Genomic DNA, 16191 nt, shown 5'->3' on the forward strand with positions numbered 1-16191 from the left:
CCGCCCGGCCCTCGCCACAGGGCCGTTCACCCCGCCTCCGCCACGGGGCCGTCCACCCCGTGCGCCAACGGCGCCCGCAGCGGCCTGCCGCACCCCCGCCCAGGCGGTAGCCCTCATCTGCCGGGCTACGGCCGCGCTTCCGCCGCTGCCCCCGCGTCCGCATCGGCCGACTCCGTGGCACCCGCCGCCGGTTCAGGTCGCCTGCGCGAGGCGCGCAGGGTCAGCGCGGCGGCGGCGACCATGCCCACCACCGCGATGCCCGCACCGGACAGGCGCAGCGTCCCGACCGCGCCGAGGCTGGCCACCAGCGGTCCGCCGAGCGCGGTGCCCAGGGGCACCGACAGCACCCGGACGGCGGAGCTCGCCGCGAGGGCCTGCGGCAGCAGCGCGCTGGGCGCCGAGCGCTGGAAGAGGGTGGTCGACAGCGACGAATACGGCGGCCAGAGCAGCCCGGCCATCCCGAAGCAGACGACCGACACGGCCGTTGGGGCACCCAGGCCCAGGGGGAGCATCAGCACGCCGAAGCCGATGACGATGCCGACCGTCGTGGGCCACAATCGCCACCGGCTGAGGAAGCCGGTGAGCACCGAACCCAACACCGCGCCGATGCCGAAGGCCGTGTAGAACGCTGCCAGCACACCGGCCGAGGCGCCCAGGTCGTCCGACACGTGCAGCGGGAGCGCCACGTACACCGGGCCGAAGAGGAAGAAGAACACGAAGCTCAGGGCGAGGAGGCCGGACAGCGCGGGGATGCGCCGGATCACCGCGAAACCAGCCGTCCGCGAGGCCGTGTCGTCCTCGGGCTCCGGGACCGCGTCCTTGGGGACGGCGACGAGGAAGGTGACCGCAAGGACGAGGAACGTCGTCGCGTCCACGGCCAGCACCGTCGCCGGGCCCCCGAACACGATCAGCAGCGTGGCCAGCGGCGGCCCCACCACCGTGGCGATCGACCCCACACCGGACAGCACGGCGTTGCCCACCAGGTGATCGCGTTCCGGCAGCACTCTGGCGATCAGCGTGTAGACACCCGCCTGCCCCCAGGCATGCAGCACGGAGGAGACCGCGAGCAGCGCAACGTACCCCTCGATGCCGAGCGCGCCGAAGGCATGCAGCACCGGGATGGCCCCCAGCGCGCCCGCCCGCAACACCGCGTCCCAGCCAGCCAGTTGGGTGGGACGGCGGTGGCGCAGGAAGCGGCCGAGCAGCAGCGCGCCCACCGCCCCGGAGAGGGTGTAGGCGGCCGCCGCCAGCGCCACCCAGACGCCGCGCTCCGCGACCGGCGCCAGCTCAATCGCCAGCCAGCTCACCGCCACCACGGCCATGCCGTCACCCAGCGAGGAGACGGCGAACCCCGGGAGGACCCGCCGCAGCGTCGTGTGACTGATCACCGGCCAGTACGGCGAAGAGCGCATCACACGGCTCAGGTCCGGACCCACGGGCTACCTCCACACGTCAACGGAACTGACCCCACGACCCTTTCCCAGGGAACGGCAGGCGAGGTGGGTCTTCTCTTTCGGCATAAACGTCGTGCCCGGCGCGAACGGGCCCCGAAGTCCTAGCTCAGACACCAGCCACAAAGTAGGTGGTCAGGACTTCGCGGCGGCGGTCTTCTTCGGCTGGCGGGGCACGGTCTTGGTCTTGTCGAGGTACCCGTACACCGTCGATCGCGGCACCACGGCTCGCACGCGGTGATTTCGGTTTTGAAGCCATGCACCCGCAGGGGTGCAGATCGCGGCGCAAGGCATCTACAGCCCCTCAGGGGTAGGTAGCATCCGGCGGCAACAATCAACTACGAGGAGAGCCGATCGCTATGACTGAGAACAACACGCCCATTCAGAGCAGGTATGCGGAGCAGTATGCCGCCGATCTGAAGGCGAACCGTGAGGAGCAGGCGGAGCTGCGTGGGCGTTTGAAGCAACTGCAGAGCGATGAGAAGTGGCTGGTGGTGCAGTTGCAGAACGCACCCGTGGCCGAGGAGACTGGTGCACCGGCCGAGGCTGAAGCACCGCAGGTTGTGCCGCGGCCGCGACAGGAGTCTGCGCCGGCGGCTGCCGCTCCTTCCGGCGCCAAGAAGAGGGTGGCGCGGACCAAGGCGTCGGCCAAGAGGGCGGTCGCGCCGAAGAAGAAGGCGTCTGTCACCGAGGCGCCGGCGAAGAAGGCCGCCAGGTCAGTCACCGAGGCCCCGAAGAGTGTCGAGCCGCCGCTGCACGAGGTTGTTCTGGGCGTTCTGCGTGCTCAGACCGGGCATCCGCACCTGGCCCGCGAGGTCCACACCGAACTCGCGGACAAGCACGGCCGGTCGACCTCTATCCAGGTGGTGCGCAACAGCCTGGAAAGCCTCGTCAAGAAGGGAAGCATCGAGAAGGAGAACAAGCAGAACTCGGTGATGTACACCGCGCCCGCCGCCGTCGAGTCGGTGCCCGAGTCGGCCGCCGAGAAGGCGAGCGAGAAGGTCCCGGCGGACGCCTAGCCACTACCGCGACGACCGCTGCTGAGCGTCCTGAGCGACGATGACGCCTGGGCAGCAGCACGGTGACGGCCTCAAGTTGCCCCTCTCCCCGCCCCCGCCCGCACGGTCAGAGACGCAGGCGGCGGGTTGCGGGCCAGACGGCGACGCCTCCAGGTGGTGCTGCCCGCGTCGCCGGTGTGGGCGAGCTGCGCAGAGGGGGCGCGGGCAGCAGGTGGGCCGGGCCCCGACGCGGCGACGCCCGCCCGGTGTGCATCTGGCGAGAGGGCCTGGGCGGGCGCGCGCCGTGGTCGGTGAGCTGCCCAGTGGCGAGGCCGGTGTGCGCCGTGCGCGGAGCGCGTTGGTCCCAGCTGCGGCGCCGGGCGAGCAGCTGGTCAGTTCATGTACACGCACTGGTAGGCGTAGGCCTTGGAGACCCAGGCGGTGGTGCCGGCCCGCATGCCGGTCTTCGACCTGGCGGACAGCTTGATCTTGACCCAGGACCGGGTGCTCGAGACGCGCGTCCCGTAGTCGAAGCGGTACAGCAGCCCGATCGACCTGTAGCTGGTGCCGGGGCCGGTGCGGAAGTTGACCCCGTTGCCCATCACGGTCCAGGTGGGGCAGGAGTTGGCCGCCTGAACCTGGGTGGAAGGGTTTGCGTGGGCGGCGGGGGCGGCCGCCATGGTGCCTGCGGCGCCCATCGCGACGGTCGCCACGGCGATGCCCGCACGCTGGATGATCTTGTTCTTGAGGTTGATCACGAAGTCTCCTGAGGAAAGGATGCGGTGGCCGGAGGGGCCTGCGGACGGGCGACACCGACGGCGCGCGCGGCAACACCGGGGCGGGGGAACGCTCCAGCGGTTAGCCGCGGGCCGGCGGCTGTGCACGAGAGCCTGCGGGCGAACAGGGCCCTCGGACGGGGATGCGGTCTCCCGGTGCCAGGGCCCGGCACCGCAATCCCGGTCGCTGTTCCGGCAGATGGGAACCGTGCGACGGGCGCCACGTGGAAGCCGGTGTGGCTCACGCGGTTGCGGCTACCGGTGCGGGCGTGGTGGTGCGGGTGCTGAAGAGCAGCGCGCACAGGGCGGCGGCGAGCAGGGGGAGGGCGAAGTGGCCGCCGAGTGGTCCGGCCAGGGCGGTGCCCGCCGCGAGTCCCAGGCGCATGGCGCTGGAGAGCCAGCCGATGGCTTCGGTGGTGGTTCCCGACGGTGCCTGTGAGGTGAGGGTCAGGCTCGCCACGGTGAGCACGGGGACGAACAGGGCGCCGGGCAGGACGGCCAGGGCGAGGATCACCAGCGGCGGGGCGGGCGCGAGGAGCGGCAGCCAGCAGGTTGCGTACCCGGCGGCCAGCAGTATGAGGTGACGGGGTCCGGGTGCGGTGGAGGGCTGGTAGCGGGCGAACAGGATGCCGCCGAGGAGCCCGGCCGCGGAGAAGACCGCGGGCAGGGCGCCCGCCAGCCAGGCGGCGTGGTGGTGGTCGGACGCGGCGATCCCCGCAACGTCGAGGGCGCCGACGGTGGCGCCGAAGAAGACCAGGGCGGCCAGCAGAGGTCGCATTGCCGGGGGGGCGCAGTGCGCCGAGCCGGTCGCGGTGGCGCGGTACGGCTCGCCAGGTGCGCGTGGGCCGGGCGGTGGCGAAGGCTATGGATCCGGCCAGGGTGGCGGCGGCCGCCAAGGCGAGAGCTGCGGCCGGGGACAGCCAGCCGGCCATCGCGATGGCGAGCGCGGGCCCGGTGACGTAGACGATCTCCTGAGTGGAGGAGTCCAGGGTGTAGGCGGTGCGTACGTGGGCGGCGTCGGGCAGCAGGGTTGGCCACAGGGAGCGCAGGCCGCCTTCCAGTGGCGGGCATCCGGCTCCGGCCAGTGCGACGCACAGGGCTGCGAACGGCAGGTTGGAGGTGCCCGTGAGGGCCAGGGCGCTCAGCGCCGCCGCGGCAACCCCGGCTCCCAGGTGGCAGGGCAGCGGCAGACCGCGCAGGTCTGCCAGCCGCCCGAGCAGGGGCAGTCCGAGTGCGGGGGCGATGCCGTAGAGGGCGGCCAGCAGGCTGGCAGTGGCGAGGGAGTGGCCGTCTTCTTGTGCCGCCAGGATCAGGGCGACGGGCATCATTCCCAGTGGCAGGCGGCCCGCTACCGAGGCGATCAGCAGGCGGCTGCAATATCGGTGGTGCAGCACGGCGCGGAAGGACGGTGGTGTGCGGGGGGCCGGTGGCCCGGCGGCCGGCCCCAGGGGTGCGGGTGGCTGCGGCGCGGGGTCCGGGGCCAGGGTGGTGCTGGGTACGTCACGGACCTGCGCGTAGGCCATCGCCTGCCTGCCTTTTCAAGAAAGGGGGGATCGGGGTGCCTGGAAGGAGGGAGCCGTCCGCACGTCGGATACCCGTGCGGACGGCGTGCGCCGTAGGGACGGCGGCAGCGGCTCGGGGGGACGGACCGCTGTGGCGAGAAGCCCAGCAGGGCCTGCAGCGGGCTTCAATGCCGCTTCCCCGCCAGCGGTCGGCTGCGGCCGCTTCGTGTCAGCACCTGGCGCGGCAAGCTGTACTGCCGGTCCGCCTCTTGAAGCCTGGTCGCAGGGCGTACGCGGCAGGGCGCGGTGATGGGTGGTGGACGGCGCCCGGTCGGCAGGGCATGACCCGCCGCTGGCGCCCTTCACGCAACGCGACACGTGAAGAGGGGATGGTGCAGCTGGGAGATGGTGGTGCTCAGTGCCCAGGTCGCCGGTGCACTCCGGGAGCGGTGGAACCGGCGGCCAGCGCCTGGGTGTACGCCTCGTCGTGGGCGGTGGGGGCCACCGGTTCGCGACCGGCGGGGCGGGCCAGGGCCTCCTGCAGCCGGGCGCGGATGTGCTCCTCGTCGAGGGGCACACCGGCGACCGTGTACCCGAGTGCGTCGCGGGCCGTGGTCAGCAGGTCGGTCTCCGCGCCGGTGGTGGCACGCCGGTGGGCGGGCACCGGCTGCTGGAGCTGGTAGCTGATCAGCCCGTCCAGTACCTGAGCCGCGCGGCCGAGGGTGCCGAAGGCCTCGATGACACGGCGCTGGGTCTGCGCGGCCGCGACCGGGGCGAGCTCCTCGGGCAGGTCACGGGGGGCCGGGGCGGGGTAGGCCAGGCGTCCGAGCGCATCGTGCATGAGGTGCAGTTGCCCCTCGCGCGCGGCCAGGTAAGAGGTCTCGGCGTGCAGCAGGTCAGGGTCGGCGAAGTAGTCGGCGCTGTTCTCGGCCGTGGTCGCTGCGCGCTGCGCGGCCAGGGCCTCGACGGCGTCCTGTGCGGTGGCCGAGTTCCTCCGCCAGGCGGCGGCCGGGCCGCTGGTCTTAAGGGAGCGGGCCGGGATCGGGAAGGCGTCCAGGAGTTGCTGCGCTTCGCGTTCGCGTCCCGAGTGCGCGGCGGCGGTGTAGGCGCGGACGGTCTCGCGGGCCTGGTTCAGGTGCGCGGTGCGCTGTGCGTCGAGTGCGGGGACGGTGACGCCCAGCAGGTAGCCGTCGGTCCGCCGGTCGCGCAGGTGGTCGGTGATGTCCGGTTCCAGGACGGCCCGCAGCTGCTGGGCGTGCGCGTCGCGCAGGGCGATCTGGTCGAGCAGCCAGTCGGCCATCCCCGTGAGCGCCGGGACGTCTGCGGCCAGTGATTCCACGGCGTGCCAGTCCTCGATCAGCTCGGCACGGGGGCGGTAGGGGCGCTCCAGCCGGTCGAGGAGGTCGGCCGTCCTCAGCCCGGTGCTGGCTACCAACTCTGCGGTGGCCTCGTCCTTTTCACCGGCGCTCTCAAGGCTCTGGGTGAGCACGGAGGGCGGCGGGTAGCTGGTGAAGGCGCGCATGTGACAGGTCCAGGCGGCGGCCGCGGCGATCCATCCGAGCTCGAGGCCCTGCGGCGCCTCGGCGTTGCGCCGGTAGAGCCAGCTGGCCAGCAGGTCGGTGAGACGGGCTTCGTCGCTGTCCGGGTCGTGCATCAGGTGGGCGGCCAGCTCGCCGGGGGTGTGCTCGCGCAGACCGCCGAGCTCGGCGGTGATGATGGCCAGTTGCCGCCTTCCGTTGTCCAGTTGGAGCCATCGCCGCAGCGTCTCCTGCCGGCCGTGGGTGACCTCCTGCACCGTGATGCGTGTGAGGTCGGCGCCGGTGCGGGCGATCCCGGTCTCTCCCACCCGGGGTGCCTCGGTCTCGGACCAGCCGGTCGGCTCGCTCCCCGCGGCCACCCACGCAAGGGCGTACGCGTCCTCTCCCCGCTCGGTCAGCCAGATACGAAAGTCGTCGGGCAGGGGGGTGTGCTGTTCGCTCATCGAGGGGACCTTCTGCTCGGCGGTGGGGCGCCGCGCGGCCCGAGGACGGCGGCTGGCGGCAGCTTGCCCCGCCTGTGCGGCCGCACAGCGGCGCGCGATCACGCGTCCCGCCCTGCGGGAACGAGCAACGCACCCTCGTGATGGGCGTCCCGCCTGGCGGGAGCGCCCAGCAGGAGCAGACAGCCGGACGTGATCGTGTCCTGGGGCGCGCCGGGCTGTGGCGGACGCCCCCGACCAGCGGTCCGTCCCGCACCCCCGCGCCCCAACCGCGTGCGCCCTTCCTCGAGTTGGTACGCTCACCCTACGATTTGAACGCGTTCAAACAGGGAGTCAGGTTATGCCTCAGCCGACCACGCCCGGCCCAGCCGACACACCCGCAGTCGCGTTGGGCCCCACCGCCGTCGTCCTCGGGGTATTCGCCGTCGTCGGCCTGTGGACGCCCGCGTTCATGTTCGCCGTCATCGCCGGTATCGCCGGGCCGCTCGCCGTCATCGCCGGCGTGGCCGGTATCCACTACGCGTACCAAGGCACCGGCCGCCTGTGGACCGCCATCACCGGAACGATCCTCGGCGCGGCTGGATTCGGCAGCAGCATCACCGTCGTGGGCATGTTCAGCGTCTAGCGGCGGTTGGGCCGGAGCGCTGCGTGGAGTTGAGCCGCCGACCTGAGATTTACCGGATCGGGCCCTCAGGTCAGCGCCCCTGCGCCGCGCCGCGGCTGGTGCGCTGCGCGGCCGGGGCGACGGCTTGTGGGCTCCCCAACGGGCGCAGCGGAGGGCGAGGAGAAGAAGCCGCCGGGCACACCGGATTGCGCGGGCACCGCAATCTTCTTGGCGGCCTCTGCGGGGGCCGGGGCCCGCGTGCGTGCGGCGCGGGCGAGGATTGTGGCGTTCGAAATCAGCGGTGCGCAGCTTTCGCAGACCTCTTCGAGCGTCCACACGCGGCCGACGGTCGGGTCGTGGCGCAGGATGAGTACGACGGTGCCGGCGCAATGGACGCGGGTGTGTTCGTGGGTGGCACAGCGCTGGGCGCGGCAGTGGCAGGCGGCGTTCGGGCGGACGGTGGCGGCCTTGGCGTGGGCGGCCACGTGCTGGGCGGCGAAGGCGCGCAGCACGGCGAGGTTCCTGGAGCGGGGCGGCATCCGGCACGCGGCGGTGCCGCAGGTGACGGTTGCCGAACGGTCGGCGTGCCCGGTGAGACGGATGGTCCAGGCCCGTCCGGGGGTGCGCTCGGTGGAGGATTCGCTGTAGGCGGTGGTCACGGGGTCGGTCCGTTCGCTCGTGCCGGGGTGGTGTCGGTCCACTATGAGTTACCCGCTTGCCGGTTGGGCAGCACATTTTTCTGGCCGCAGGGCGCGTTCCCGAGCGGTGAGTCGGCAACGTGCGGTGGTCTCCCGCCCGACGGCAGACCTCGTCTGTTCTCGGCGGTCATGCCGTCGGCCGCCAGGGCGGCCATGACGCGGGCCAGCCGTTCGGCCTCCGCCGTGGGTTTGCGCCCGGTCCCGTTCCGGCGACCCTGTCACCCGACTGCGGGCGGCTTCACGAGTCGAGAGCCGTGATCTGGTGTCGGGCGGAGATAGTCGTCCATGGGGCAGCCGACATCCGCGTCATCGGTCGGACAGAGCACAGGGTCGTCTTCGTCACCGAACAGGTAGGCGGTCACCTCGCACTCACCGGCGGAGAAGGTCAGCGACAGCACGGTGCCACGTGTAACGGTCTCATCAGGGGTGATCAACGGGCTGCCCTCGGTGGGGAACGCCCAGCGGCCGGATGACAGGGCCGAAGGGTTCTCGCAGCCCGATGAGACGGCCAACTCGTCGAAGTCCTCGGCGGTAAAGGCGTGGTCCTCGTGGAAGGTCAGGGATGTTCCCCCCTCGCTGATCCACCGCCCCGCAACCTGATCCGCTGAAACCTCTGCGGCATGGATCACCGCAGCCAAGCCACAGGACACCGTCAGTGTCCCCACAGCCCCCACGATGACGATTGGGCGCCACAACTGTCGGCCCATGCCAACCCCTCCCCCGGGCAACTGCCCTCATGCCGTCCTGGCGGGCCGGACCTCCACCATATTTGAACGCACTCAAAAATCGTTCAGTGGTGGCTGTCACGCGCTGGCGCACTACAGCATGCTGGCGGTTGCGGCCGGCGGGGGCGGGCTCAGTCGCGGCGACAGCGAGGCACAACGGCGCCCGCCCGGCGCCACGTGGTGATCCAGACGTACCGGCCTCGGTGCGCCCCGGCTGCCCGGGCCGTCGACTTGAGGTCGGTGCGCCCTGCGGTGGCCTGAGCAGCCGCCCGCCGCCAGCACAGAGCGAATTGCGTGCGAGGGCGCTCATGCGGAACCTCGTCACAACCGGTCGTCGACCAGCCGTCGAATCATTCCAGGAAGGTCGCCCATGCCGTCAGCGCGGCGAAGTCGTCGAGGGCAAGGCCGCATCGGGGGTCGACTCGGTGGAGTAGGGCAGGGCCGTCGTGGTGCTCCTTGACCCAGGTGCGGTCCGCCTGGGTGATGTCGTCGTCGATCCAGGCGAAGGCCCGGCCTTTCGCCCACGTGACGATCTCAGGCGTCTTCCAGAACAGGCCACCGCCAGGCACGGGGCGCGGTGAGGACCAGGCGATGAAGGGCAGCTCGGGCAGTCCCAGGACCGGTGCGACGTAGGCGTTGGCCTCTTCTTCCCACGTTGTTGCCCACACCAGGTCGAAGGGAAGCGCGTCCAGGGCCGGGCCGTGATCCGGGTTGAGCCACACCCGCAGCGGCTTCATCCGCTTGTCCGGCAGCCCCCACTGAGTCAGCCGGCGCCGCTCGGCGGCTTCCCAGCGAGGTGTAAGAAGCCGGTGCGTCTCAGAGGTCGTTAAGTCCGTTTCTGGTAATGGCCTCGTCCGGGTTGGGTGAGGAAGCCTTGGCGGGTGAGGCGGCCGAGGCGGCTGCGGGTGATGTTGACGGATGCCTCGTCGGTGGGCATGCCGAGGAGTTCGTGCAGCTCGCGAGCTCGGAACACCTGGTCGGGGTGCTGGTTGAACGCGTTCACGATGTCCTGGTAGGCGGTGTTCGCCTCGGGTGGATCGGGTTCGGCTCCTGCTGGTGCGGCCTCCGTGATGACTTTTCGAGTGGTGGCCAGATCCGTGAGTCGCGCTTCGCTCTCGGCCAGGGCAGCGGTGAGGTGCTCGATCTGGCCGCGTAGTTCTGCGGCCCGGGTGGTGGCCTCGTCCTGCTGGGTTTGAAGGTAGGCCAGGAGCTCGGAGACGTTCACGCGGCCAGCCCGAGAATGTCGCGCCAGGCCGGAGCGGGGGTGGTGAGGCGGCGGGCCATGTTCGCGGTGGAGGCCCAGTAGACGCGTGAGGCGGAGGTGTCGGGCCGGTGGTCGTACTCCCGGGTCAGACGCCGGTGCAGCATCAACGTGCCGTTCGTCTGCTCGACCACCCACCGCTTCGGCTGCGGGACAAACCCTTTGCCCTGGTCAGCAGGGTTGCGGCGGACGACCTCGACGTCGATGTCCAGCAGGACGCCGTGGATGATGACTTCGTCCTTGAAGCCCTGGTCCACCAGCGCTTTCTCCAGGCGCATCCCGCACCGCTCGGCGGCCTGGTCGAGCAGGGCGGTGCCGGCGGCGTTGTCGTGCGCGGAGGCGGCCAGGACGACGACGCCGATGATCAGCCCCAGAACGTCGACGGCCAGTCCCCGCTTGCGCCCCGACACCTTCTTGTTCGCGTCCAGCCCCGTCGTGGTCTTCGGGACACCCGCCGCGGCGCGGACGGACTGCGTGTCGATGATCACGAGGGACGGGTCCTCTAATCGGCGGGCCTTCTCCCGCACCTGGCAGCGCAGGAGTTCCTGGATCCGCTGGTCCAGCCCGTCCTCACGCCACAGGCCGAAGTAGTAAAACACCGCCGACCAGGCCGGGAAGTCATGAGGCAAAAGGCGCCACTGACAGCCCGTCCGGTTCTGATAGAAGATCGCGTTCACGACCTCCCGGAGGTCGCAGGACCCGGGATCTCCGGTCGCCGACCGCGCCACCCTGTCCTGCTTCCAGGCCGTGATCATCGGCTCGATCAACGCCCACTGCTCGTCTGATAAGTCGCTGAGGTACGGCTCTCTCTTCACGCTCGCATCTCAACATGGACATGCTCACCAGGCGGCCGGGACGGCGATCAGTACCACGATCGAGCGATCACGAACCGAGGAAGACCGGACTTAACGCCCACTGAGACCATGCCGAAGGAGTGGTGCTTTGGCCCGGTCAAGGTCACGGGGGCGCCGTGCGAACTGCACACACCTGAGCGCGCCGCAGACCTCGGGCGCTGTACCTGGGTAGGCTCAGGCACAGCGCGGATTTGCCGCAGTAGGCCCGCCCCGGGCGGCGACCGTTGTGAGGGGCATGCCGCGTTCTGCCGAGCGGTCAAGGTCGACGGTGCAGTCTGCAACCGGCACAGCTGCAGCGTCCCCAAGCATCGGCAGGCGGGGGCTTCTGTAGTGCGACCTTGACCCGGGCGCGGCGCTTGCCGCCGCCTTTCCAGCGGATCTGTGCGACCGCATCCCCCAGCCACGCCAGCGTCTTGTCCCGGGCGATGTCCTGGCACAGCTCCAGCACCAGGCGGGTCTCGTAGTCACCCAGCGCCCACGCGATGTGTGCCGTCGGCGGGGGCCGGAACACCAGGTGCATGCTCGATCGGCCTGCCCAGCACAGTCGCCCGCCGGGCCTGCGCCGGGCTCTTGCCCTGCGCAGGCCCGGAGCTCGCGCTCGATCCGGTCGGCGTCCGGGTGCCGGCCCCCCCCCAGGAGCAGTTCGGCCTGCCGCTCGGTCACCACCTCCCCGTCTTTGAGACCGACCGCAGCCAGTCCCCTGCCCATCCACACGCCGGGCGGGACACCAGCTTCGTCCTGGGCGGCGCGCAGCGGCTTGCCCACAGCGCGGTGGCCATCGCCGACCATCACGCCGCGGAAGAGGTAGCGGCACCCGTTCCCCGGGCGAACCGGCGACATGCTGATCATCGCCCCATGGAACCCCGGCGCTGAGCTGCGAAAAAGCGCGATCTGGGGTCTTTCCCCCCGGGACTGCTGCGCAGCACTCCGCCTCGCCAGGGTTTCGCAGTCCGGCGGGGCGGTAGAGGCGGCGAGCCGCTGCGGCCCGGGAGCCGTTTTGACCAGTACAGCGTGGTGCGGGAACGAGGGCTTGGATGGACGGCCCCGCACCACGCCGGCCTGCTGGCGCCACACCACAGGCACCTGCTCGCCAGCCTGCCCCACCCCAGCGGCCCTGCCCCGACCGAAACGGCGCCGCCCACCACACTTCACCCGACTGGACCGTGACCCAAGACACCCGCGATGTCGAGCCGGTCGGAGCGTGCACATCCGCGGATTTCGGACCGCACGCTTCGGGGGCCCCAACGGACCGGGGGTCCCACCCCCAGCCGTCCCGCCCCAGAGCCATCCGACCACGGTCCCCCGCGACACTCCCCAGAAGAGCCAAGATCACGACGCTCGCAGGCAGGACCTCCCCGGGCAGAGCGTGACCGTGACGCCCTGGTGGTCGTTGTTCCGCCGATGCGTGGGTGCATATCCGTCTCTTACGGACCCGTGGGGGGACCCTGCCACCCCTCAGGGCCCCCCACCCCCATACCAGCCCGGCAGCACGTGCGCTTCTCCCACCCTCTGTCCAGCCGGGCTCATTGAGAGCAGCATGAAGGTGTGGGTTCCTCGGGTGAGCAGGGTCAGGGTGCGGGGCTGGAGCCGGTGGGCCGGTTGGACGCGGAACGGCTGACCGAGCAGCTGCGTGCGGCGATCGGTGAGGCACGGCGGGCGGCTGTGGTGCTGGCCCAGCGGGTGCGGGACCCGCACCGGGCGCGGGTGTGGGTGGCGCTGGGGCACAGCGGGTGGGGTGAGTACGCGCAGGTGGAGCTGGGCATCAGCAGGGCGCAGGCGTACCGGCTGATCGACATCGCGGAATCCTCCGAAGGACTGAGCCGGGCGACCGGTGCCGCCGGCGTCCTGACCGAGGTGTCACCCGCGGGTGACACCGACCCTGCCGGGCTGGTGGATCTGGGGCTGTCGCAGCGGGCGCTGCGCGAGATCCACGGCCGGCTCGACGAACTCACCACCCTCGTCACCGAACGGCTCACCGCGGCCGCCCAGGCCGGACACGTCGAATGGCCCGAAGTGCGCGCCATCGTGGGCCAGGCCGTCGACGAGCTCCGCCGCGAACCGCTGGCCACCCCCGGCGCCGACGACACAGCTGGCGACACCCTTGAGGATGACGGCGGCGCTCTGGAGCGGGCACTGGCTGACACCGAGCGGCATCCCGCTGACGCGAACGCGGTACGGCGCCTGGTCGACGAGAGGACCGCCGGCGGCCGGCTGGGACAGAGCGCCCTCGAACTCGCCCCGCCCTACCTCTCCGAACAAGAAGCCGTCGACACCGTCTCGCCCGGTTCGCCAACGACATCGGCAGCGACACCGAGACCATCCTCGCCGTACGCCGCTACGCGCTCACCGGCGACCGCCAGGCCCTCGAAGGCACCTGGCTCTAACCGGACACGCGGCACGCGGCTGCGGGCAGCCGGTCAATCCTCGGTCTGAAGGAAGACCGCCAGAACGCGCGGGTGGGTCATCACCTGGCGCGCTCCGTGCGGCGCTCGGCAAGAGCGGTACGCGCCTGGTGCTCGTCGAGGAAGAGGCCGAAGTCCTCCCGGGCCACACGCTGGACATCCTCAACGGTCGCAGCCCGGCCGCCCGGACTGCGGGTGTGGGCGAGCTCGGCGGCGCCCAGGGCGAGCAACTCCTCGCGGTCATGGGGCGGGTGCCGGTCGGTTGTGCAGGCGGCAAGTACCCGCTGCCACAGTCCACTCACCGGTCCCCACCTCCTGACCCGGCCCAACGGGGCCTGTGATTGCCTGTTCAGCGGCGCCAGCGCTCTCGTCCTCGCCGACGGCGGGCCTCAGCCCGTTCGGCCCCCGCTCACCAGGCCACCGGGCCCCCACTGCCGCCGGCCCTTTTGCGACGGGTCTCCTGCCAGATCACTTCGCTTCACCCTCCAGCCCACGGCAGGAGACGACCCAGCCCCGCCCGTTCTTGGAGTGTTCTACAGCCCACCGGCCCACTGCAGGAGAAGGCGCGCAATGCCTCGATCGCGCAGCTGGGCAAGACGCAACGCCGTCGCATGCCAGCCCGCGCAGGGAGGGGCCTGCCCCGTGCACCTCCCATGTCCGTGAATCACCAGGCTCTGCGGGGTGAGGGGCCCTGCGCTTCTCGGACAGTGGTGTTGAGGGTTCTCCTTATGCCGCTGCCTGCAACTCCTCGTACTCGGCGTGGACTTCTGCGGGCGTCTTGTAGCCGAGTCCGGAGTGGAGGCGTTTTCGATTGTAGAACATCTCGATGTAGCGGACGATCGCCCGGTGGGCATGTGCGCGTGTTGGGAACGTAGTTCGGTGCACGAGTTCGTTTTTGAGGGCGCCGAAAAATGACTCAGCCATCGCATTATCCCAACAGACACCGGTGCGGCCGACCGACGCTCGCAGGCCCAACGAGCGGAGCTTGCAACGAAGTTCCCGAGACGTGTATTGGCTGCCGCGATCGGAATGAAATATGCAGCCTTCGGCGAGGTCGATGTTCCGGGCCGCCATATCGAGTGCATCCGATATGAGGGAGGTCTTCATGTGGTCGGCCATCGCCCAGCCGACCACAGCTTTGGTGTGGCAGTCGATGACGGTCGCGAGATAAAGGAACCCGGCCCAGGTGTGAACGTAGGTGATATCGCTGACCAGTTTGCGCCCGGGGGCGTCAGCGGTGAAGTCACGGGCCAGCAGGTCGGGCGTGGCCGGCGCCGCATCATCAGCGATCGTGGTCGCCCGCCAGGGCCGCGGCTGGCATGGCACCAGGCCGAGCTCGCGCATCAGCGCGCGGACCAGTTCTACTCCGGCCTGCACGTTCATCCGCTGGAGCACGGCGTGGACACGCCGGTAGCCATAGGTCTCCTGCGAGTCGGAGAAGACCTGGAGGATGACGGCCCTCAGTTCCGCACGGCGCTTCGCGGTGGCCGACAACGGCCTCGATCTCCAGTGATAGAAACCAGACGTGGATACTCCCGCCCAGGTGCACATCTGCTGCACGGGAAAGTTTTGGGCCTCACCGTCGATGAACTCGTACTTCTCCGTCACCGGTACTCCTGGGCGAAGAAGGCCGCCGCTTTTCCCAGGAACTCGGTCTTCATGCGGAGTTCCCGGTTCTCGCGTTCCAGCTCGCGCAAGCGGGCGCGCTCGCTGATGTTCAGGGGAGGCTCCTCCCCGGCATGCTCTTGCCGGTACCGGCTGACCCAGGTGCCCAGCGTTCCCTCGTTCACTTGTATCTCTCGGGCGACCTCGGCGATCGGGCGGGACTCCACGACCACCATCTTGACCGCCTCGTCCCGAAACTCAGGACTGAACTTCCTACGCTTCTGTGCCACGTGCTCTCTCCGCCGTTCTGGACTTCGATCCTATGGGGACAGCTGTCCGAGAACTTCGGGGCGCCTCACGTTTTCCGTCCTCGTACCGAGGTACCCGGCGAGTACCCTCCCGACGAGATCACACAGCCAGCCACCGATGCGGGTGGCCGCCCCGCCCCGTGGGGGCCACTCCTACGCTCGAATTTCGAGGACCTGGCCATGCCAGCACACTGTCACCTGGCGGCCGGCGGACACAGGAAACAAGTGCACGACGAGGGGCTGCTGGCCGTGCCTAGCGGGATCCGAGCGCCTCTCGTGCCACCGCCGATCCGAACGTGCTCGCCACTGAACTCCTCCTCTAGGTTCCAGGTCCGCTCCATCGTCCACCCGCGCCGCTGCGGTGGTGCGCACACCGTCAGCGGAATGCAAACTCACCCCTTCCCTGGCAGACCTCGCGCAGCGCGAGCGCGAGGTCATCGGCCGGGAGCAGGGGCGGTGCGCTGCCACGCGGAGCACTGATCCAGTGCGACGCCGCCGTGCCGTGCTCGGTACACGGCAGGAGCAGTTGTTGGTCCCGGGAGAGCACGCGCATACCCGGCACCTGTGCGGTGTGGCCTGTGTCTGCGGGCACCATGACGTACAGCCGGTCTCTGATGTGGTCGGCAAGCACCGGGTAGCCGCGGCGTACGTCGGCGCCCATCCGATCCAGGGCGGCAAGGCCGAGGCCGATGGGCGTGATGACCAGCGCGTCCCAGGTGTCACCGCACCGCGACCACCGGGTCGAGTCGCTTCCCTTGGCCCACAGAGCGCGCGTACGGGCATCGACCGCCCTTTTCGCGGCCCATGTCGTACCGACTGATCTGGCGGCCTCTTCCGGCACGGTGAACTCCCTGCGATCGCCCGTCGTTTCCCATATAACAACGTGCGCGCGATCGGGTGGACTCAGTCCAAGATCCGACCGGATTCCTCCATAAGGGCAGGGAGCAACGACCAGCCACGAACTCCAGGCTGGCTGTATGGTGCGTGGGGATCTGACGAATGCGGGTGGGACCGGCGGCGCCTTGTGGG

The 16191-nt window shown here is 70.4% G+C and carries 16 protein-coding genes and 1 pseudogene; 3 read left to right on the forward strand and 14 right to left on the reverse strand.

Features of this window, described 5'->3' with window-relative positions; all coding sequences use genetic code 11:
* Window positions 1-125: 125 nt before the first annotated feature.
* A complete protein-coding gene (locus AS594_RS00425) occupies window positions 126-1436 on the reverse strand; it encodes an MFS transporter (RefSeq protein WP_069934885.1) in 1311 nt (436 codons plus the stop codon).
* 374 nt (window positions 1437-1810) lie between these two features.
* Here AS594_RS00425 and AS594_RS00430 point away from each other — a divergent pair, with 374 nt between their 5' ends.
* Window positions 1811-2470, forward strand: a complete 660-nt coding sequence (locus AS594_RS00430; protein ID WP_069934886.1) for a BlaI/MecI/CopY family transcriptional regulator — start codon at window positions 1811-1813, stop codon at window positions 2468-2470.
* Between the two features lie 371 nt (window positions 2471-2841).
* Here the strand turns inward: AS594_RS00430 and AS594_RS00435 are convergent, their stop codons facing one another.
* From AS594_RS00435 to AS594_RS00445, 4 genes and pseudogenes are all read right to left on the reverse strand, one after another.
* Complete coding sequence (locus tag AS594_RS00435) at window positions 2842-3207, reverse strand: SH3 domain-containing protein (RefSeq protein ID WP_069934887.1); 366 nt, start codon at window positions 3205-3207, stop codon at window positions 2842-2844.
* A 259-nt stretch (window positions 3208-3466) separates the two neighbouring features.
* Complete coding sequence (locus tag AS594_RS45745) at window positions 3467-4003, reverse strand: hypothetical protein (protein WP_240509322.1); 537 nt, start codon at window positions 4001-4003, stop codon at window positions 3467-3469.
* 67 nt (window positions 4004-4070) lie between these two features.
* A pseudogene (locus tag AS594_RS45750) lies at window positions 4071-4748 on the reverse strand (MFS transporter); the annotation flags it as partial.
* A 394-nt stretch (window positions 4749-5142) separates the two neighbouring features.
* Entirely contained in the window at window positions 5143-6708 is a 1566-nt protein-coding gene (locus AS594_RS00445; RefSeq protein WP_069934888.1) for a hypothetical protein, read from the reverse strand.
* Between the two features lie 337 nt (window positions 6709-7045).
* On the opposite strand from AS594_RS00445, the gene AS594_RS00450 reads away from it, so the two are divergent.
* On the forward strand, window positions 7046-7330 hold the full coding sequence (locus AS594_RS00450; protein ID WP_069934889.1) for a hypothetical protein: 285 nt from the start codon (window positions 7046-7048) through the stop codon (window positions 7328-7330).
* A gap of 65 nt (window positions 7331-7395) precedes the next feature.
* On the opposite strand, the gene AS594_RS00455 is transcribed toward AS594_RS00450, so the two are convergent.
* From AS594_RS00455 to AS594_RS47790, 6 genes are all read right to left on the reverse strand, one after another.
* Entirely contained in the window at window positions 7396-7968 is a 573-nt protein-coding gene (locus tag AS594_RS00455; RefSeq protein WP_069935926.1) for a hypothetical protein, read from the reverse strand.
* A gap of 257 nt (window positions 7969-8225) precedes the next feature.
* Window positions 8226-8672 (reverse strand): hypothetical protein, encoded by a 447-nt coding sequence (locus AS594_RS00460; RefSeq protein WP_141747128.1) that lies wholly within the window; start codon window positions 8670-8672, stop codon window positions 8226-8228.
* 410 nt (window positions 8673-9082) lie between these two features.
* A complete protein-coding gene (locus tag AS594_RS00465) occupies window positions 9083-9469 on the reverse strand; it encodes an HAD domain-containing protein (RefSeq protein ID WP_420877761.1) in 387 nt (128 codons plus the stop codon).
* 89 nt (window positions 9470-9558) lie between these two features.
* Complete coding sequence (locus tag AS594_RS00470) at window positions 9559-9957, reverse strand: hypothetical protein (RefSeq protein ID WP_176733066.1); 399 nt, start codon at window positions 9955-9957, stop codon at window positions 9559-9561.
* Window positions 9954-10808 carry an IS5 family transposase gene (locus AS594_RS00475; RefSeq protein ID WP_079148671.1) on the reverse strand — a complete coding sequence of 285 codons (855 nt, stop codon included), beginning with the start codon at window positions 10806-10808 and terminating at the stop codon, window positions 9954-9956. The genes AS594_RS00470 and AS594_RS00475 overlap by 4 nt, the downstream gene beginning before the upstream one ends.
* Window positions 10809-11103: 295 nt before the next feature.
* Entirely contained in the window at window positions 11104-11367 is a 264-nt protein-coding gene (locus tag AS594_RS47790) for a hypothetical protein (RefSeq protein ID WP_167367932.1), read from the reverse strand.
* 1025 nt (window positions 11368-12392) lie between these two features.
* On the opposite strand from AS594_RS47790, the gene AS594_RS42590 reads away from it, so the two are divergent.
* The gene (locus AS594_RS42590; protein ID WP_069934892.1) at window positions 12393-13280 is read left to right on the forward strand and encodes a hypothetical protein; all 888 of its coding nucleotides are present in this window, start codon (window positions 12393-12395) and stop codon (window positions 13278-13280) included.
* Window positions 13281-13311: 31 nt separating this feature from the next.
* On the opposite strand, the gene AS594_RS00485 is transcribed toward AS594_RS42590, so the two are convergent.
* The 3 genes from AS594_RS00485 to AS594_RS00500 form a co-directional block, all read right to left on the reverse strand.
* Window positions 13312-13551 carry a hypothetical protein gene (locus tag AS594_RS00485; protein ID WP_069934893.1) on the reverse strand — a complete coding sequence of 80 codons (240 nt, stop codon included), beginning with the start codon at window positions 13549-13551 and terminating at the stop codon, window positions 13312-13314.
* Window positions 13552-13975: 424 nt separating this feature from the next.
* Window positions 13976-15144, reverse strand: a protein-coding gene (locus tag AS594_RS00490) for an IS3 family transposase (RefSeq protein ID WP_107357826.1) whose coding sequence is annotated in 2 segments (ribosomal slippage) — window positions 13976-14892 and window positions 14892-15144 — 1170 coding nt in all. Because the reading frame shifts where the segments join, the coding sequence is not laid out codon by codon here.
* 394 nt (window positions 15145-15538) lie between these two features.
* The gene (locus AS594_RS00500) at window positions 15539-16003 is read right to left on the reverse strand and encodes a hypothetical protein (RefSeq protein ID WP_107358017.1); all 465 of its coding nucleotides are present in this window, start codon (window positions 16001-16003) and stop codon (window positions 15539-15541) included.
* Window positions 16004-16191: the final 188 nt, after the last annotated feature.

The sequence above is a fragment of the Streptomyces agglomeratus genome (genome assembly GCF_001746415.1).
Classification (GTDB): Bacteria; Actinomycetota; Actinomycetes; order Streptomycetales; family Streptomycetaceae; genus Streptomyces; species Streptomyces agglomeratus.